At 46.7% G+C, this 15,308-nt stretch carries 15 protein-coding genes and 1 pseudogene; 15 read left to right on the top strand and 1 reads right to left on the bottom strand.

Annotated features, from left to right (window positions below; genetic code table 11):
* Positions 1-19: 19 nt before the first annotated feature.
* Positions 20-889, bottom strand: a pseudogene (gene map, locus DCO16_RS07575) (type I methionyl aminopeptidase); the annotation flags it as partial.
* A gap of 224 nt (positions 890-1,113) precedes the next feature.
* On the opposite strand from map, the gene rpsB reads away from it, so the two are divergent.
* The 15 genes from rpsB to rnhB all read left to right on the top strand — a co-directional run bounded on the left by rpsB (position 1,114) and on the right by rnhB (position 15,304).
* Entirely contained in the window at positions 1,114-1,863 is a 750-nt protein-coding gene (gene rpsB / locus DCO16_RS07570) for a 30S ribosomal protein S2 (protein WP_173943083.1), read from the top strand.
* On the top strand, positions 1,863-2,741 hold the full coding sequence (tsf, locus tag DCO16_RS07565; protein ID WP_173943082.1) for a translation elongation factor Ts: 879 nt from the start codon (positions 1,863-1,865) through the stop codon (positions 2,739-2,741). The genes rpsB and tsf overlap by 1 nt, the downstream gene beginning before the upstream one ends.
* A gap of 196 nt (positions 2,742-2,937) precedes the next feature.
* Positions 2,938-3,648, top strand: coding sequence for a UMP kinase (pyrH, locus tag DCO16_RS07560; protein ID WP_173943081.1), 711 nt, complete (start codon positions 2,938-2,940; stop codon positions 3,646-3,648).
* 11 nt (positions 3,649-3,659) lie between these two features.
* Positions 3,660-4,220 (top strand): ribosome recycling factor, encoded by a 561-nt coding sequence (gene frr, locus DCO16_RS07555; RefSeq protein WP_173943080.1) that lies wholly within the window; start codon positions 3,660-3,662, stop codon positions 4,218-4,220.
* Between the two features lie 30 nt (positions 4,221-4,250).
* Positions 4,251-5,036 carry a polyprenyl diphosphate synthase gene (gene uppS / locus DCO16_RS07550; RefSeq protein WP_173943079.1) on the top strand — a complete coding sequence of 262 codons (786 nt, stop codon included), beginning with the start codon at positions 4,251-4,253 and terminating at the stop codon, positions 5,034-5,036.
* 21 nt (positions 5,037-5,057) lie between these two features.
* The gene (locus DCO16_RS07545) at positions 5,058-5,885 is read left to right on the top strand and encodes a phosphatidate cytidylyltransferase (RefSeq protein WP_173943078.1); all 828 of its coding nucleotides are present in this window, start codon (positions 5,058-5,060) and stop codon (positions 5,883-5,885) included.
* A 5-nt stretch (positions 5,886-5,890) separates the two neighbouring features.
* On the top strand, positions 5,891-7,084 hold the full coding sequence (gene ispC / locus DCO16_RS07540) for a 1-deoxy-D-xylulose-5-phosphate reductoisomerase (protein WP_217426733.1): 1,194 nt from the start codon (positions 5,891-5,893) through the stop codon (positions 7,082-7,084).
* A 12-nt stretch (positions 7,085-7,096) separates the two neighbouring features.
* On the top strand, positions 7,097-8,224 hold the full coding sequence (locus tag DCO16_RS07535) for a M50 family metallopeptidase (RefSeq protein ID WP_173943076.1): 1,128 nt from the start codon (positions 7,097-7,099) through the stop codon (positions 8,222-8,224).
* Between the two features lie 77 nt (positions 8,225-8,301).
* Entirely contained in the window at positions 8,302-10,569 is a 2,268-nt protein-coding gene (bamA, locus tag DCO16_RS07530; protein ID WP_173943075.1) for an outer membrane protein assembly factor BamA, read from the top strand.
* 18 nt (positions 10,570-10,587) lie between these two features.
* Positions 10,588-11,115, top strand: a complete 528-nt coding sequence (locus tag DCO16_RS07525; protein ID WP_173943074.1) for an OmpH/Skp family outer membrane protein — start codon at positions 10,588-10,590, stop codon at positions 11,113-11,115.
* A gap of 5 nt (positions 11,116-11,120) precedes the next feature.
* Positions 11,121-12,188: a UDP-3-O-(3-hydroxymyristoyl)glucosamine N-acyltransferase gene (gene lpxD, locus DCO16_RS07520; RefSeq protein WP_173943073.1), complete on the top strand. Its 1,068-nt coding sequence runs from the start codon at positions 11,121-11,123 to the stop codon at positions 12,186-12,188.
* A gap of 48 nt (positions 12,189-12,236) precedes the next feature.
* Positions 12,237-12,686: a 3-hydroxyacyl-ACP dehydratase FabZ gene (gene fabZ, locus DCO16_RS07515; protein ID WP_173943072.1), complete on the top strand. Its 450-nt coding sequence runs from the start codon at positions 12,237-12,239 to the stop codon at positions 12,684-12,686.
* On the top strand, positions 12,686-13,483 hold the full coding sequence (gene lpxA / locus DCO16_RS07510) for an acyl-ACP--UDP-N-acetylglucosamine O-acyltransferase (RefSeq protein ID WP_173943071.1): 798 nt from the start codon (positions 12,686-12,688) through the stop codon (positions 13,481-13,483). The genes fabZ and lpxA overlap by 1 nt, the downstream gene beginning before the upstream one ends.
* Before the next feature lie 6 nt (positions 13,484-13,489).
* Positions 13,490-14,701 carry a lipid-A-disaccharide synthase gene (lpxB, locus tag DCO16_RS07505; protein WP_173943070.1) on the top strand — a complete coding sequence of 404 codons (1,212 nt, stop codon included), beginning with the start codon at positions 13,490-13,492 and terminating at the stop codon, positions 14,699-14,701.
* 9 nt (positions 14,702-14,710) lie between these two features.
* Positions 14,711-15,304, top strand: coding sequence for a ribonuclease HII (gene rnhB / locus DCO16_RS07500; RefSeq protein WP_173943069.1), 594 nt, complete (start codon positions 14,711-14,713; stop codon positions 15,302-15,304).
* Positions 15,305-15,308 lie beyond the last annotated feature (4 nt).

Here is a 15,308-nt window from a genome sequence, read left to right as displayed (position 1 = left end):
CGCTTGAAGCATTTATGAATTAAGCGCTTGCAAGCTGCGGTCTAAAGGATAGACCTTTGACGCAATCAGGTATGGCGTTGCTGCCCTCTGACCAAGTGAGTACCTCTACTCCAGTGTTGGTGACTAAGAGCGTATGCTCCCATTGCGCTGACAGGCTACGATCTTTTGTTTTGACAGTCCATTGATCTGGCATCGTTCGAATCTCACGACGACCAGCATTAATCATGGGCTCAATCGTGAATGTCATACCTACTACTAACTTTTCACCTGTGCCAGGTCGACCATAGTGAAGAATTTGCGGGTCTTGATGAAACACTTTACCAATGCCATGACCGCAATACTCACGCACTACCGAGTAACCTGCTTTTTCAGCATGCGTTTGAATCACATGACCAATGTCCCCTAAGGATGCTCCGGGTTTGACCTGGGCAATGCCGAGCCACATGCATTCAAACGTAATTTGGGTGAGGCGCTTGGCGAGTACCGATACTTCGCCCACCATAAACATTCGGCTGGTGTCACCATAGTAGCCTTGAGGCGTAATCACAGTGATATCTAAATTAACGACATCTCCTGTTTTTAAAATCTTCTCACCGGGAATGCCATGACAAATCACATCATTTACAGAGGTACAAATAGATGCTGGAAAAGGGGGGTAGCCTGGGGGCTGATAGTTCAATGGAGCAGGAATCGTCTTTTGGACATCGCGCATGTAAGCGTGACAAATACGATCGAGCTCGGCGGTGCTAACACCTGCTTTGACATGAGGCGCTACGTGGTCAAGCACTTCACTGGCTAAGCGGCCAGCTTCGCGCATCCCTTGGATGTCTTTTTCGGCGGTAAATACACTATTCATGCCTTGATTATCAACGACTTGGCAGTTTTTGACAGATCTTTCCTGCCTAAATAATGGGCAGTAGGGGCATTACAGCCTATTTTCAGCAGGCTTTACTGATTCTTGGATAGCGATCTGATCGCTAGGTGATTGATATTTAAGCTATAATTTATGTATCAGGTCAATTTTTGATTTGAAATCGCGGGTTGAGCCTTCCAGGGTGGCGTTTTTTAGCGCAGCTAGGACTCAATCTTAGAACACAACCCTTAGGAGAAGTTATGTCAGTCACTATGCGTGAAATGCTAGAAGCCGGTTGCCATTTTGGTCATCAAACCCGTTTCTGGTCACCAAGAATGGCCCCTTATATTTTCGGCCATCGCAATAAAATCCACATTATCAATTTGGAAAAAACATTGCCAATGTTTCAGGACTCCCTGAAATTTGTCAAACAAATTGCTGCAAACCGTGGAACGATCTTATTCGTTGGCACTAAGCGTCAGTCACGTGAAATCATTGCTGAAGAAGCTGCGCGTGCTGGTATGCCTTATATCGACAGTCGCTGGTTGGGCGGTACGCTCACCAATTTCAAAACAGTGAAAGGCTCCCTCAAGCGTTTGAAGGATATGGCTGTTGCTAAAGAAGCAGGTGATTGGGACAAGCTTTCTAAGAAAGAAGCTTTGACTAATGACCGTGATCTCGACAAATTGCAAAAAGCCCTCGGCGGTATTCAAGATCTGAACGGTGTTCCTGATGCAATTTTCGTTGTGGACGTTGGCTATCACAAGATTGCTATTACTGAAGCAAACAAGCTCGGTATTCCAGTGATCGCAGTGGTAGATACCAACCACTCACCAGAAGGTGTGGATTACATCATCCCAGGTAACGATGACTCCAGCAAAGCAGTATTACTCTACACGCGCGGCATTGCAGATGCCATCCTAGAAGGTAAAGCAAACTCTGTTCAAGAAATTTTGATTGCGGTTAAAGAAGGTGAAGAAGAGTTTGTAGAAGAAGGGAAAGCTGAATAATGGCTGCTATTACCGCTGCAATGGTTGGCGAGTTACGCGCCAAAACTGATGCCCCGATGATGGAATGTAAAAAGGCCTTGACTGAGGCTGATGGCGACATGGCTAGAGCAGAAGAAATTTTGCGCGTTAAGCTGGGAAGTAAGGCTGGTAAAGCCGCTTCCCGAGTAACTGCTGAAGGAATTGTTGTGTCTTTCATCGACGGAACTACCGGTGCCTTGCTTGAAGTGAACTGCGAAACCGATTTCGTTTCTAAGAATGATGACTTCTTGGCATTCACAGCAAATTGTGTGAAGTTGATTGCGCAAAATAATCCAGCTGATGTTGCTGCTCTATTAGCGTTGCCTATGAATGATTCAACGGTAGATACTGTACGCAGCGCACTGATCGGTAAGATCGGCGAGAACATCATGCCACGTCGCTTCAAGCGCTTTACTGGCGCTAATAAGCTCGTGTCTTATCTTCACGGTACTCGCATTGGTGTCATGGTGGAGTATGAGGGTGATGAGACTGCCGCTAAAGATGTGGCAATGCACATTGCTGCGATGAAGCCAGTGGCTTTGTCGATGGCTGATGTGCCTGCTGAATCTATTGCGATTGAGCGTAGTGTTGCTGTTCAAAAAGCTGCTGAATCTGGCAAGCCTGCTGAGATCGTTGAGAAGATGGTGGAAGGTTCTATTCAGAAGTACTTGAAAGAAGTTTCCCTGTTGAACCAAACGTTTGTGAAAAATGACAAGCAAACAGTAGAGCAAATGCTCAAGGCTGCCAACACGACTATCAAAGGCTTCACTATGTTTGTTGTAGGTGAGGGCATTGAGAAGCGTCAAGATGACTTTGCTGCTGAAGTAGCTGCTCAGGTGGCTGCTGCAAAGGGTGCTTAAGGGCGCCTGATGGCAATGACTTCCTGATACACCTGGGAAGACAGTAATCCTCAAAAGGGCATAGAAACCTCGGTTTCTATGCCCTTTTGTTTGATCTCTGCCAAGCCCTTTATAATTTGAGCATAATATTAAAAAGTACTTAAAGATCAATAAGCTAAGTAAGTAAATTACTTGGCAAATTACGGAAAATAAAACAATGCCAGCCTACAAACGCGTTCTCTTAAAACTCTCTGGTGAAGCCCTTATGGGCGACGATGCTTTCGGTATCAACCCGATCACGATCGATTCGATGGTGAAAGAAATTGCTGAGGTGGTTAATAGTGGAGTGGAGTTAGCCATCGTCATCGGCGGCGGTAATATTTTTCGTGGCGTTGCAGGCGGTGCTGCTGGCATGGACCGTGCCACAGCAGATTACATGGGAATGCTTGCCACCATGATGAATTCTTTAGCTCTGCAAGATGCCTTGCGTCAAAAAGGGGTGGAGGCACGGGTTCAATCTGCTTTGAGAATGGACCAAGTGGTGGAGCCTTACATTCGTCCACGAGCAATTCGTGCATTAAGTGAAGGCAAGGTCGTGATCTTTGCCGCAGGCACAGGTAACCCTTTCTTTACAACAGATACTGCAGCGGCTTTGCGTGGCGCCGAGATGGGCGTGGAGATTATGTTGAAAGCTACTAAGGTGGATGGCATTTATACCGCTGATCCGGTCAAAGAGCCTAGCGCTACTTTATACAAAACCATTACGTTTGACGAAGCTATCATTAAAAATCTGCAAGTGATGGATGCCACGGCTTTTGCCTTATGCCGGGATCGTAAATTACCAATCAAAGTATTTTCCATACTTAAGCCAGGCGCATTGATGCGTGTTGTACAGGGTGAGTCTGAAGGTACTTTAGTACACGTTTAATAGGAGGCTTGATGTCCGCAACAGAAATAAAAACTACTACTGATCAAAAGATGCAGAAGTCTCTTGAGGCTCTGAAAACTAACTTGGCAAAAATTCGTTCTGGTCGTGCCAACCCCGGAATTTTGGAACACATTCAGGTCGATTACTACGGTAACCCCACCCCATTGAGCCAGGTGGCTAGTTTGGGTTTGGCTGATGCAAGAACGATAAATGTGCAGCCTTTCGAAAAAACAATGGTTGCTGCTATTGAAAAGGCGATTCGTGATTCTGACCTTGGCTTGAACCCTGCATCACAGGGCACGGTAATTCGTGTGCCTATGCCAGCGCTGACAGAAGAGCGCCGTCGGGATTTAACCAAGGTTGTTAAAAACGAGGGTGAAGATACCAAAATTGCAGTACGCAATTTACGTCGTGATGCTAACGAGCATTTAAAGCGCCTAACTAAAGACAAAGAAATCTCTGAAGATGAAGAGCGTCGTGCTACCGATGAAATCCAGAAGATGACAGATCGTGCAGTTGTGGATGTTGATAAGATTGTTTCAGAAAAAGAAAAAGAGATCATGACGGTTTAGACCTCATGATGACGCTTTTGATTCTTAGCCATGACTAAACACACCAGCTCTACTCTGACTGTTCCAGAGATTAGCGCTATCCCTCGTCATGTAGCCATCATCATGGACGGTAATGGTCGGTGGGCCAGTAAGCGTTTTATGCCGCGTGTGGCAGGGCATGCAGAAGGCCTACGTGCTGTGCGTAAGGTGGTTCAGGAGTGCGTCACACAAGGAGTGGAATACCTCACTATTTTTGCATTTAGCTCTGAGAACTGGCGTCGTCCACCAGAAGAAGTGGGTTTTCTGATGAAGCTCTTTTTGAAATCATTGAGCGGTGAAGTATCTACCCTAGCGGAAAATAAGATTACCTTGCGAATGATTGGGGATTTAAGTCGGTTTGATCCAGCGATTCAGGAGTTGGTGAAATTTTCTGAAGAAAAAACTGCGGGAGGTCAGCGCTTAACGTTGACAGTGGCTGCTAATTACGGTGGTCGTTGGGATATTTTACAGGCGATGCAAAAGTGCGTAGCGCTTCATCCCAATCTAAAGCCCGAGCAAGTTTCAGAGGCGCTCTTGCAGCCTCATTTATCTATGGCTTATGCCCCAGAGCCTGATCTTTTTATTCGTACTGGTGGCGAACAGCGTGTCAGTAATTTTCTATTGTGGCAATTGGCTTATACCGAGTTGTATTTCACAGATACGCTCTGGCCTGATTTCGATGAAGTGGAATTACGCAAAGCTTTTGATTGGTTTGGTCAACGTGAACGCCGTTTTGGCCGTACGAGTGCCCAATTGGCAGCCGGCGTAACTGCGGAGCCTATGAGTGATGCAGTTTAATAAGAAGCATAGTATTTATATATGCTGAAAACCCGAGTCATAACGGCTTTACTCCTCTTGGCGGTGCTATTGCCAACACTATTCTTATTGCCAACATTCTATTTAGGCGCCTTCTTTTTGGTGGCGATGATCATCGCTTCATGGGAATGGAGTCGGATGATTGCTCCAGGGGCTAAATGGGCTGCTTGGCTCTATGCTGTTTTTTGCTTAGTGATTATTCTATTTTTATTGGGTATGAAAGCGGTCTCATGGCAATTCTCTGTACTGATGATGGCGGCGCTCTTTTGGTTATTTGTGGCGCCATTCATTTTGGCAAAAGGGATGAATCTTCCATTTGAAAAATGGAAACCTTTTTACAGCATCATAGGCCTCATCATTCTTCCGGCGACTTGGTTTGCTTTAGTTTTCTTGCGCGAGCTGGGGCTAATCTTCTTATTGAGCAGTATTACCTTGGTGTGGGTTGCAGATATTGGCGCTTACTTTATTGGTAAGGCTTTTGGAAAGCACAAGCTTGCAGTAAATATTAGCCCTGGGAAATCGATTGAGGGCGCGCTCGGAGGACTGGTATTGTGCTACCTCTATGCACTTTTGTGCGTACTGTATTTACCGCTAGGAGACACCTTATTTGGTGCGTGGGCGATTCGATTTGGTTGGGTCCCGATGTTCTTGATGGTGACAGTCTTAGTGGCATTGAGTGTCTTTGGCGACCTATTTGAGTCACAACTAAAGCGTTTGGCCGGTGTTAAAGATAGTAGCCATTTATTGCCCGGTCATGGCGGAGTGTTAGATCGTGTCGATGCCTTACTGCCAACCATGCCGATTGCTGCCTTACTAGCTGGATTGGTGTGATGTCAGTGAGAAAGATAGCCATCTTAGGATCCACGGGATCCATTGGTATGAATACACTCGATGTCATTCGTGCCCACCCAGATCGTTTTCAAGTAGTGGCCCTTACTGCCGGAAAGCAAATTGAGCGCCTGGCAGAGCAATGCGTTGAATTCAAGCCTGCGCTTGCGGTAGTAGCCACAGCAGAGGGCGCCAGTCGTTTGACCCAGTTACTGTACACACGCAATATTAAGACGCAGGTGCTGTATGGTCCTGATGCTTTAGTCACCGCTGTGACTGATTCCGCTTGTGACACGGTGATGGCGGCGATTGTAGGAGCAGCTGGTTTGGTACCTACGATGGCTGCAGCGAAAGCGGGTAAACGGGTCTTGCTGGCAAATAAAGAGGCGCTCGTCATGTCGGGCAATTTATTTATGCAGGCTATGAAAGAAGGGGGCGGTGAACTACTGCCCATAGATAGTGAGCACAATGCCATCTTCCAATGTCTACCCAATCAATTTACCAAATCATCTCCAGATCAAATAGAGCCCTTGGGCGTTGAAGAGTTTTGGTTGACTGCTTCAGGTGGGCCATTCAGAAATAAGGCACTTACAGAACTATCCACAATCACGCCTGAGCAAGCATGCGCGCATCCTAACTGGGTAATGGGCCGAAAGATCTCTGTAGACTCAGCGACGATGATGAATAAAGGTCTTGAGGTAATAGAGGCCTTTTGGCTGTTTGGCTTGCCCTTGGAAAAAATTAAAGTATTGATTCATCCGCAAAGCGTAGTGCATTCGATGGTGCGCTACCGTGATGGTTCAGTACTAGCGCAATTGGGTCAGCCCGATATGCGGACGCCTATTGCTTATGGGCTGGCTTGGCCCGAGCGCATCCATGCAGGCGTTGCGCCACTCAGCTTGATCCAATTAGCAAACTTAAGTTTCTTTGAGCCGAATTTCTCTCAATATCCTTGCTTAAATTTAGCATTTTCTGCAGCACGTGCAGGAGGGACTGCGCCAACAATTTTGAACGCAGCCAACGAGGTAGCTGTAGCGGCATTCTTAGATGAAGGGCTTCCTTATTTAGAGATCGCTACCGTGGTGGAGCGCACCTTAAATACCTTAGCGCCTGTTCCAGCAAATTCCTTAGAGCTGATTTTGCAGGTGGATGAGCAAGCACGCCAAATCGCCAATAAGATCATTCGCGATACGAAGCCTTAGATTGCGCTAGCGATGCAAGCCTTGATGACACTCGCAGCATTTTTAGTCACGATTGGTGTACTAGTGAGTTTTCATGAGTACGGCCATTTTCTAGTGGCTCGTTTATGTCGCGTTAAAGTACTGCGTTTTGCTTTGGGGTTTGGTAAGCCTATCTTTACCTATCATGCAAAAAATGGCACCGAGTGGGTACTCGCCGCTATTCCGCTGGGCGGATATGTCAAATTATTAGATGGCCGAGATAGCCAGCAATCGATCAACGCAGAAGATCGCTTGGCCTCTTTTGATGTCAAGCCACTATGGCAGCGTTCAGCCATCGTGGCAGCAGGACCATTTGCTAACTTTTTGTTGGCGATTGTTTTGTTTACGGTAATTTATGTCAGCGGTGTGCCGCAATTGCCTGCGCGCTTACAGGCTCCACCAGAGCAATCGATCGCTGCAAAAATGGGGGTGCTTGAGGGTGATCGAGTCATTGGCTGGCAATCTCTTTCTGAAAATCGTCCCCCAAGCTTGAATGAGTTTGATGCTGTCCCGAGTTGGAATGCCTTACGTTGGCTTTTATTGGATGCCATCACGGGTGAGCGGGGATTTGCTCTCGAGATGGAGAGTCCTCAAGGGAATCGGTTTACCAAGGTTTTTAACAGTGAGGATTTGCCGCGCATTCACCCAGAAGCAGACCCACTGAAAGCACTTGGGGTTATGCCTCAGATTGTGCCTTCATCGGGCTGGATTGAGCTCAAATTAGGCCCTATAGATGCGATTGCTTTTGCTGGTGAAAGGGTCTATTTAATTACCAAGGTTTCCCTAAGATTGATGATTGGTTTATTTACTGGAGATACTGCGCTGAAGCAGCTGAGCGGCCCATTAAGCATTGCAGATATGGCTGGAAAGTCAGCCCAGGTGGGGTGGCAGCCATTTGTAGGGTTTTTAGCGCTGATGAGCATCAGTATTGGCTTGTTAAATTTGCTACCTTTCCCCATGTTAGATGGGGGTCAGCTCCTGTATGATGCATGGGAGTTGGTTGCTGGCAAGCGAATTTCAGTATCCATGCAAGAAAAGCTCCAAAAATTAGGGTTTTTCCTGCTGATCTTCATTTCCTTGCTAGCCTTGTTTAACGATTTACAACGCTACCTTTCACCTTGAATTTTCTACTACCCACTTTTCGTGTCTTAGCCCAATTTTTTGTGCGGGCTTGCCTTGTACTTGCGGCGAGTTTTTGCATGAGTGCCCAGGCAGCAGATCCTTTTGTCATTAAAGATATTCGTATTGAAGGGTTACAGCGCGTTGAGCCTGGAACCGTGTTTAGCTATCTTCCAGTTCAAGTAGGCGAGACTTTTACCGCAGAGAAGGGCGCGGATTCCATTAAAGCGCTGTACAGCACTGGCTTTTTCCGAGATGTACAGATTCAGGCGCAAGGCAATGTCTTGATTGTGATCGTTGAAGAGCGTCCCACCATCTCCCGAATTGAATTTACGGGCATGAAAGAGTTTGATCAAGCCAATATTCGGAAATCACTGAGTGCAGTCGGCGTGGCAGAGGCGCGATTCTATGACAAAGCGCTGATTGATAAGGCAGAGCAAGAGCTCAAGCGTGCTTATGTTGGTAAGGGCTTGTATGCCGCAGAAATTGTCGCCACAGTGACTCCAGTAGAACGCAACCAAGTGGCCGTGTATTTCAATATCGATGAAGGTCCGGTTGCGAAGATTCAGGAGATTAACTTTATTGGTAATAAAGTGTTCAGCGAAAGCACTCTGAAGAGTGAGATGCAACTGAAAACGGGTGGATGGCTATCTTGGTACAGCAAAGATAATTTGTATTCAAAACAAAAGTTAACAGCTGATCTAGAGAATATTCGCTCTTACTATCTCAATCGTGGTTATCTTGAGTTCGTGATTGACTCTACTCAGGTGTCGATCACTCCAGACAAGAAGGGCATCTACTTGACCGTCAGTATTTCTGAGGGTTCTAAGTTCACGGTAAAGAATGTACGTTTAGCTGGCGATCTATTAGGTAAAGAGGCGGAGTTAACTCAACTCGTCACTCTGAAGGCTGGAGATACCTTCTCCTCTGCCAAGTTGACGGAGAGTACTAAGGCGATTGCGGAAATCCTGGGGTCATATGGTTATGCTTTTGCAACGATCAATCCGCAGCCGGATATTCGACGTGAGCTAAGCGAAGTAGATTTAACCTTGGTGGTTGACCCAGGTCGTCGTGTATACGTGCGTCAAGTGAACGTGACGGGTAATGCCAAAACTCGAGATATGGTAATCCGTCGTGAAATCCGCCAATTTGAGAGCTCTTGGTTCGATAGCGAGAAGATCGATTTATCTAAGAAACGTATTAACCGTTTAGGGTATTTCACAGAGACGGACATCTCAACCCAGGATGTTCCTGGATCTCCTGATCAGGTCGATGTAAACGTGAAGGTTGCTGAAAAACCAACGGGTGCCGTGACTATTGGTGCTGGTTTTTCATCTACAGAGAAATTAATTCTGTCAGCGGGTATTAATCAAGAGAATGCCTTTGGAACGGGAACATCCGTGGGGGTCAATTTCTCCTTAGGTAAGATTAATCAAAGTCTTGCTTTATCGAACTATGATCCTTACTTTACGGAAGATGGAATCAGTCGCTATACCGATCTCTTCTACAGATCATCCAAGCCTTTGTATTACGTTGGCGATCCTGACTATCAGATTAAGTCCGTAGGATCCAACATTAAATTTGGCGTGCCCTACACTGAAGTGGATCGAGTGTTTTTTGGAACGGGTATTGAGGCTTACCAGATTCAGACTACTGTTAATACACCGATACCTTACTTAACTTATGCCCAAAGTTACGGTATCGCTGCGCCGGGCTATCCTGGCACTTTAAATACTTACAATATTCCTGTAACGGTAGGTTGGTCGCGGGATGGGCGTGATAGCGCGTTAATTCCGTCTTCGGGATCATTGCAGCAGCTGAGTGCCGAAGTCGGTACGCCAGCAGGAAATATGACGTTTTACCGTGTGTTTGGTCAATATCAGAAGTACCATTCCTTCTCAAAAGGGAATATCTTGTCTTTTAATGGCGAGGTTGGTTATGGCCAGGCTTATGGAAATAATCCATTCCCTATTACCAAAAACTACTACGTAGGTGGTATTGGATCGGTTCGAGGCTATGCACCTGGCTCTCTCGGCCCCACCTTTTATAACCCTAATTTTGGTCGAAATCAGCCAGTGGGCGGCCAATCCAAAATCGTCACAAACGTGGAATATACCGTTCCGGTTCCAGGCTCCGGTATTGATAAGACCTTGCGGGTATTTACCTTCGTAGATGGCGGTAATGTCTATGGGGAGAATATTAACCTGGTCTTGCGATACTCTTATGGCTTGGGTTTATCATGGATATCACCGCTGGGTCCGCTAAAATTTAGTTATGGTATCCCGATCAAATCATTGCCAACGGATAATATTCAGCGTTTGCAGTTCCAGGTTGGTACAGCGTTTTAATTGTTTAAGGAAAGTGTTATGAAGCTTCGTCAATCTTCTAAATGGATTCAATGTAGTTTGATCGCTATTTGCTCCGCTCTTGCAGTCCAAAATGTTATGGCACAAGATGTAGGTAGTCGGGTTGCGGCTGTTAACGTTGAGAAAGTATTCAACGAATCTAACTTAGCTAAGGCAAGTCAGTCTCGGTTGCAGAATGAATTCATGAAACGTCAAAATGATATTCGTGACAGTGCACAAAAGATTAAATCTGCTGCTGAAAAGTTAGATCGTGACTCAGCGGTGATGTCTGAGGCGGATCGTGTACGTCGTCAACGGGAGTTGGCCGACCAAGATCGCGAGCTTCAGCGTAAGCAACGTGAATACACTGAAGATTTGAACCAGCGCAACTTTGAAGAACGTGCCAAGATTGCTGAGAAAGCAAATCAAGCTCTCAAACAGGTTGCTGAACAAAGAAAAATTGATGTCATCATTCAAGATCCAGCCTATGCTAATCCAAAGGTAGATATTACTGATGAAGTCATCAAGGTTTTGAATAGTCTGAAGTAAGTTTTATGCCCACCGCCATCGAGCTGGCCGAACAATTTCAAGTAAGCTTGGTGGGGGATGGCTCCCTTGTATTTCAAGGTCTCGCCCCCCTCGAGCGGGCTCATCCGCATCACATCTCTTTTCTTTCAAACCCACTCTATCGCCAGCAAGCGAGCGATAGTTTAGCTGGCGCATTGATTGTCAGCCAATCTGATTTGGAGTTTCTCCAGGCCAATCCAGGTACACATGCCACATCTCGGGCCTACTTTGTTGCCAAGAATCCTTATGCAAGCTTTGCTAGAATGGCACAGTATTTTGCAAAAGTAGCTATGCCTGTACATGCCCCTGGAGTGCATCAGAGTGCTGTGGTAGATCCTTCGGCGATGATTCCGGCCTCATGTCATATTGGACCGTTTGTACAGATTGGTTCTGGCGTCAAGCTTGGTGAGCGGGTTGTACTGTTAGGCAATAGCACCATTGCTAGAAATACCCATATTGCTAGTGACACACTTATTTACCCTCATGTCTCTATTTACTCTGAGACGATAATTGGTGAGCGCTGCATCATTCATAGTGGCGCTGTGATTGGTGCAGATGGCTTTGGCTTTGCCCCTGATTTTTCTGCTACTGGCGGTGAGTGGGTCAAGATTCCCCAGACGGGAGCGGTAGTGATTGGCGATGATGTAGAAATTGGTGCCTCCACCACGATCGATCGTGGTGCTATGGCAGACACTACGATTGGGGCTGGTACAAAAATTGATAATCAAGTCCAGATTGCGCATAACGTCGTTGTGGGTAAGGGTTGCGTGATTGCTGGCTGCGCAGCAATATCAGGTAGTACCAAGATAGGCAACTTTTGCATTATTGGGGGCGCTGCTAATTTTGCAGGGCACTTGACGATTGCCGATAGAACTACCGTATCTGGAAATACTTCGATTATTCGTTCTATTACTGAGCCTGGGCAGCACTACACAGGTGTCTATCCATCAATGCCGCATCGTGTGTGGGAAAAAAATGCAGCCATTCTGCGTGGCCTAGATAAAATACGTCAACGCTTGCGTTTATTGGATAAATCCAAGGGATCAGACGCTTAAGGGCTGCTGATCTTCTTACATCAGAAATTTTATTAAGCGGGTACACATATGAGTAAAGCTATTGCCATCGACATTAATCAAATCTTGAACTTATTGCCGCACCGCTATCCCTTTTTATTGGTAGACCGTGTGTTGGCGCTCGAGCCGCGTCAAAGTATTACTGCCTTGAAAAATGTCACGATGAATGAACCTTTCTTTCAGGGGCATTTTCCGGATTTTCCGGTGATGCCGGGCGTATTGATTATTGAGGCTTTGGCGCAAACAGCTGCTCTACTGACTTTTTCTGAAGAGCGTGCAGAGGATGCGGTTTATTATTTTGCAGGTATCGATAATGCCCGCTTTAAAAAGCGAGTATTACCAGGCGATCAGCTCATCATGACAGCCAAGTTAGAGCGAGAGCGTGCTGGAATCTATAAGTTCCATGTTGAGGCAACCGTAGATGGTGAATTAGCCGCAGAGGCAGACATCACTTGCGCGGTTCGTTCGAAAGGCGCGTAATGACTCAGATTCATGCCTCTGCCATAGTCGATAGTAAAGCTGAAATTGCCAGTGATGTAGAGATTGGGCCTTACTCGGTAATCGGTCCCCATGTCAAAATTGGCGCAGGCAGCAAAGTCGGCTCGCATACTGTGATTGAGGGCCATACGACTATTGGTCAAGAGAATATATTTGCTCACTTTGCAGCGATTGGTGGCACACCCCAGGATATGAAGTATCGCGGTGAACCCACTCAACTGATTATGGGTGACCGCAATACTGTTCGTGAATTTACTACTATTCATACGGGCACTACTCAGGATGAAGGTATTACCCGTATTGGTAATGACAACTGGATCATGGCTTACGTACATATTGCCCACGATTGTCAGATTGGTAATAACACCATTTTTTCTAGTAATGCGCAAATTGCGGGTCACGTCCAAGTTCATGACTGGGCCATCATGGGTGGTATGTCTGGTGTGCATCAGTTCGTGCGCATTGGGCAACATGCCATGCTGGGTGGGGCCTCTGCCTTAGTACAAGATATTCCACCTTTTGTGATCGCTGCTGGAGATAAGGCCTCTCCGCATGGCATCAACGTGGAAGGTCTAAAACGTCGTGGTTTTTCAAGTGATACGATCTCGGCTTTACGTCAGGCTTATAAAGTGCTTTATAAGGATGGCTTAAGTTTCGAGGAAGCGAAGGTAGAAATTCACAAGATGGTTCTTGCGAGTACTGCTGATGCCGCTACCTCTGAAAAGCTTGCTCAATTTCATGATTTTATTGCCGCATCTACACGCGGCATTATTCGGTAGAGGCTAGTGCCTAAATTAGCCTGTGTTGCTGGAGAGCCTTCAGGGGACTTGCTTGCTGCACCAGTACTCAGTGCTCTAAAACAAATTCCGGATACCGCCCATCTCGAGGTGTATGGTGTTGGTGGTCCGCGCATGCAGGCGGTAGGTTTGCGTTCAGACTGGCCGATGGAGACCTTGAGTGTGCGTGGCTATGTTGAGGCGATCAAGCAGCTCCCCGCCATTCTGAAACTACGTCGCGAATTAATTGCCAATTTGCTTGGTGATGATAGGCCGGATGTGTATCTCGGGATTGATGCGCCAGACTTTAACTTAGGCGTTGAATTGGCCTTGCGTAAAGCTGGCATACCTACATTACATTTTGTCTCTCCTTCTATTTGGGCATGGCGGGCAGGGCGGATTAAAAAGATTAAGCAGGCAGTAGAAAGAATGCTGTGTATTTTTCCATTTGAGCTAGAGATTTATGAGCAAGCTGGGATGAATGCTACCTATGTTGGACATCCTTTAGCCAGCGAGATTCCGCTTGAGCCTCATCCAGCCCAAGCTAAAAAACGCCTCTGCGAGATCCTAAATATCTCTCACGATGCATTAGATGGCACGATCATTGCTGTACTACCTGGAAGTCGTGGTTCTGAAATTGAGCTGATTGCTCCAATCTTTTTTGACACCATGGTAGAGCTTGCACAGCGCATGCGGGGGCAGCCACTGCATTTCTTAATCCCGGTAGCTACGCCACGCTTACGTGAGCCCCTAGAGATTTTACTGAAGCGCACTGTAGAAGCGCACCCCGATCTACAGATTCATTTGCTTGATGGTGAGGCAGATCTCATCCTAGAGGCTGCGGATGTAGTGCTCATTGCCAGTGGTACTGCTACTTTACAAGCGGCGCTGTGGAAAAAACCGATGGTGATTTCTTATAAGGTGCCTTGGCTCACTGCTCAGATTATGAAACGGCAGGGCTACTTGCCATACGTAGGACTACCCAATATTCTAGCCGGTGAATTTCTGGTGCCGGAGTTATTGCAAGATGATGCTACTCCACATAAGTTGGCAGATGCCTTACTCGATTGGCTCAACTACCCCGCTCAAGTCAGTCAATTACAAATGCGTTTTGCTCAGATACATGAGACCTTGCGCCGGCCTACTGGTTTATTAGTAGCCCAAGCTGTAGCGCAAACGCTTGCCCAAGTTTCTGCTGGTAAAAAACATGTTGGTGGGTGAGTTAATCCAATGAGTCTGATTTGGATTTGCGGTGTGGATGAGGCAGGGCGAGGCCCTCTAGCTGGCGCAGTCGTAGCTGGCGCAGTCGTATTAGATCCAGAAAATCCCATCGTAGGTTTAAAAGATTCTAAGAAATTATCCGCTGCGCGCCGTGAATTTTTGTTCGAACAAATTCAGCTCAAGGCAAAAGCATGGGGGATTGGTCAGGCAAGCCCAGCAGAAATTGATCACATCAATATTTTGCAAGCAACGATGTTAGCGATGCGTCGAGCGATTGAAGATCTCACTACGCGTTTGGGTGGGTGGCCTGATAAAGCCCTAATCGATGGTAACCGTTGCCCTGAATTGCCCATTGCGGCAGAAGCCATCGTAAAAGGCGATACCAAAGAACCAGCTATCTCAGCAGCTTCTATATTGGCTAAAGTGACTCGGGACCGTCAGATGGCCGCTTTGCATGAGCGTCACCCTCAATATGGGTTTGCAACACATATGGGTTATCCGACGCAGGCCCATGTCGCTGCCTTAAAAGAGTTTGGTGCATGTGAGGAGCATCGTCGCAGTTTTTCACCGGTGCGCGATGTTTTAACCTTGCATAGTCGATAATCGT

Source organism: Polynucleobacter antarcticus (assembly GCF_013307245.1).
GTDB lineage: Bacteria > Pseudomonadota > Gammaproteobacteria > Burkholderiales > Burkholderiaceae > Polynucleobacter > Polynucleobacter antarcticus.
Note: the sequence above shows the minus strand (reverse complement) of the source record. Positions and strands in the feature narration are given on the sequence as shown.

Excerpts from the sequence above, each read along its gene's own strand:
- rnhB (WP_173943069.1), top strand. The coding sequence starts at position 14,711 with ATGAGTCTGATTTGGATTTGCGGTGTGGATGAGGCAGGGCGAGGCCCT.
- DCO16_RS07545 (WP_173943078.1), top strand. The coding sequence starts at position 5,058 with ATGCTGAAAACCCGAGTCATAACGGCTTTACTCCTCTTGGCGGTGCTA.
- bamA (WP_173943075.1), top strand. The coding sequence starts at position 8,302 with ATGAGTGCCCAGGCAGCAGATCCTTTTGTCATTAAAGATATTCGTATT.
- lpxA (WP_173943071.1), top strand. The coding sequence starts at position 12,686 with ATGACTCAGATTCATGCCTCTGCCATAGTCGATAGTAAAGCTGAAATT.
- DCO16_RS07525 (WP_173943074.1), top strand. The coding sequence starts at position 10,588 with ATGAAGCTTCGTCAATCTTCTAAATGGATTCAATGTAGTTTGATCGCT.
- frr (WP_173943080.1), top strand. The coding sequence starts at position 3,660 with ATGTCCGCAACAGAAATAAAAACTACTACTGATCAAAAGATGCAGAAG.
- DCO16_RS07535 (WP_173943076.1), top strand. The coding sequence starts at position 7,097 with ATGCAAGCCTTGATGACACTCGCAGCATTTTTAGTCACGATTGGTGTA.
- rpsB (WP_173943083.1), top strand. The coding sequence starts at position 1,114 with ATGTCAGTCACTATGCGTGAAATGCTAGAAGCCGGTTGCCATTTTGGT.
- lpxD (WP_173943073.1), top strand. The coding sequence starts at position 11,121 with ATGCCCACCGCCATCGAGCTGGCCGAACAATTTCAAGTAAGCTTGGTG.
- fabZ (WP_173943072.1), top strand. The coding sequence starts at position 12,237 with ATGAGTAAAGCTATTGCCATCGACATTAATCAAATCTTGAACTTATTG.
- uppS (WP_173943079.1), top strand. The coding sequence starts at position 4,251 with ATGACTAAACACACCAGCTCTACTCTGACTGTTCCAGAGATTAGCGCT.
- pyrH (WP_173943081.1), top strand. The coding sequence starts at position 2,938 with ATGCCAGCCTACAAACGCGTTCTCTTAAAACTCTCTGGTGAAGCCCTT.
- tsf (WP_173943082.1), top strand. The coding sequence starts at position 1,863 with ATGGCTGCTATTACCGCTGCAATGGTTGGCGAGTTACGCGCCAAAACT.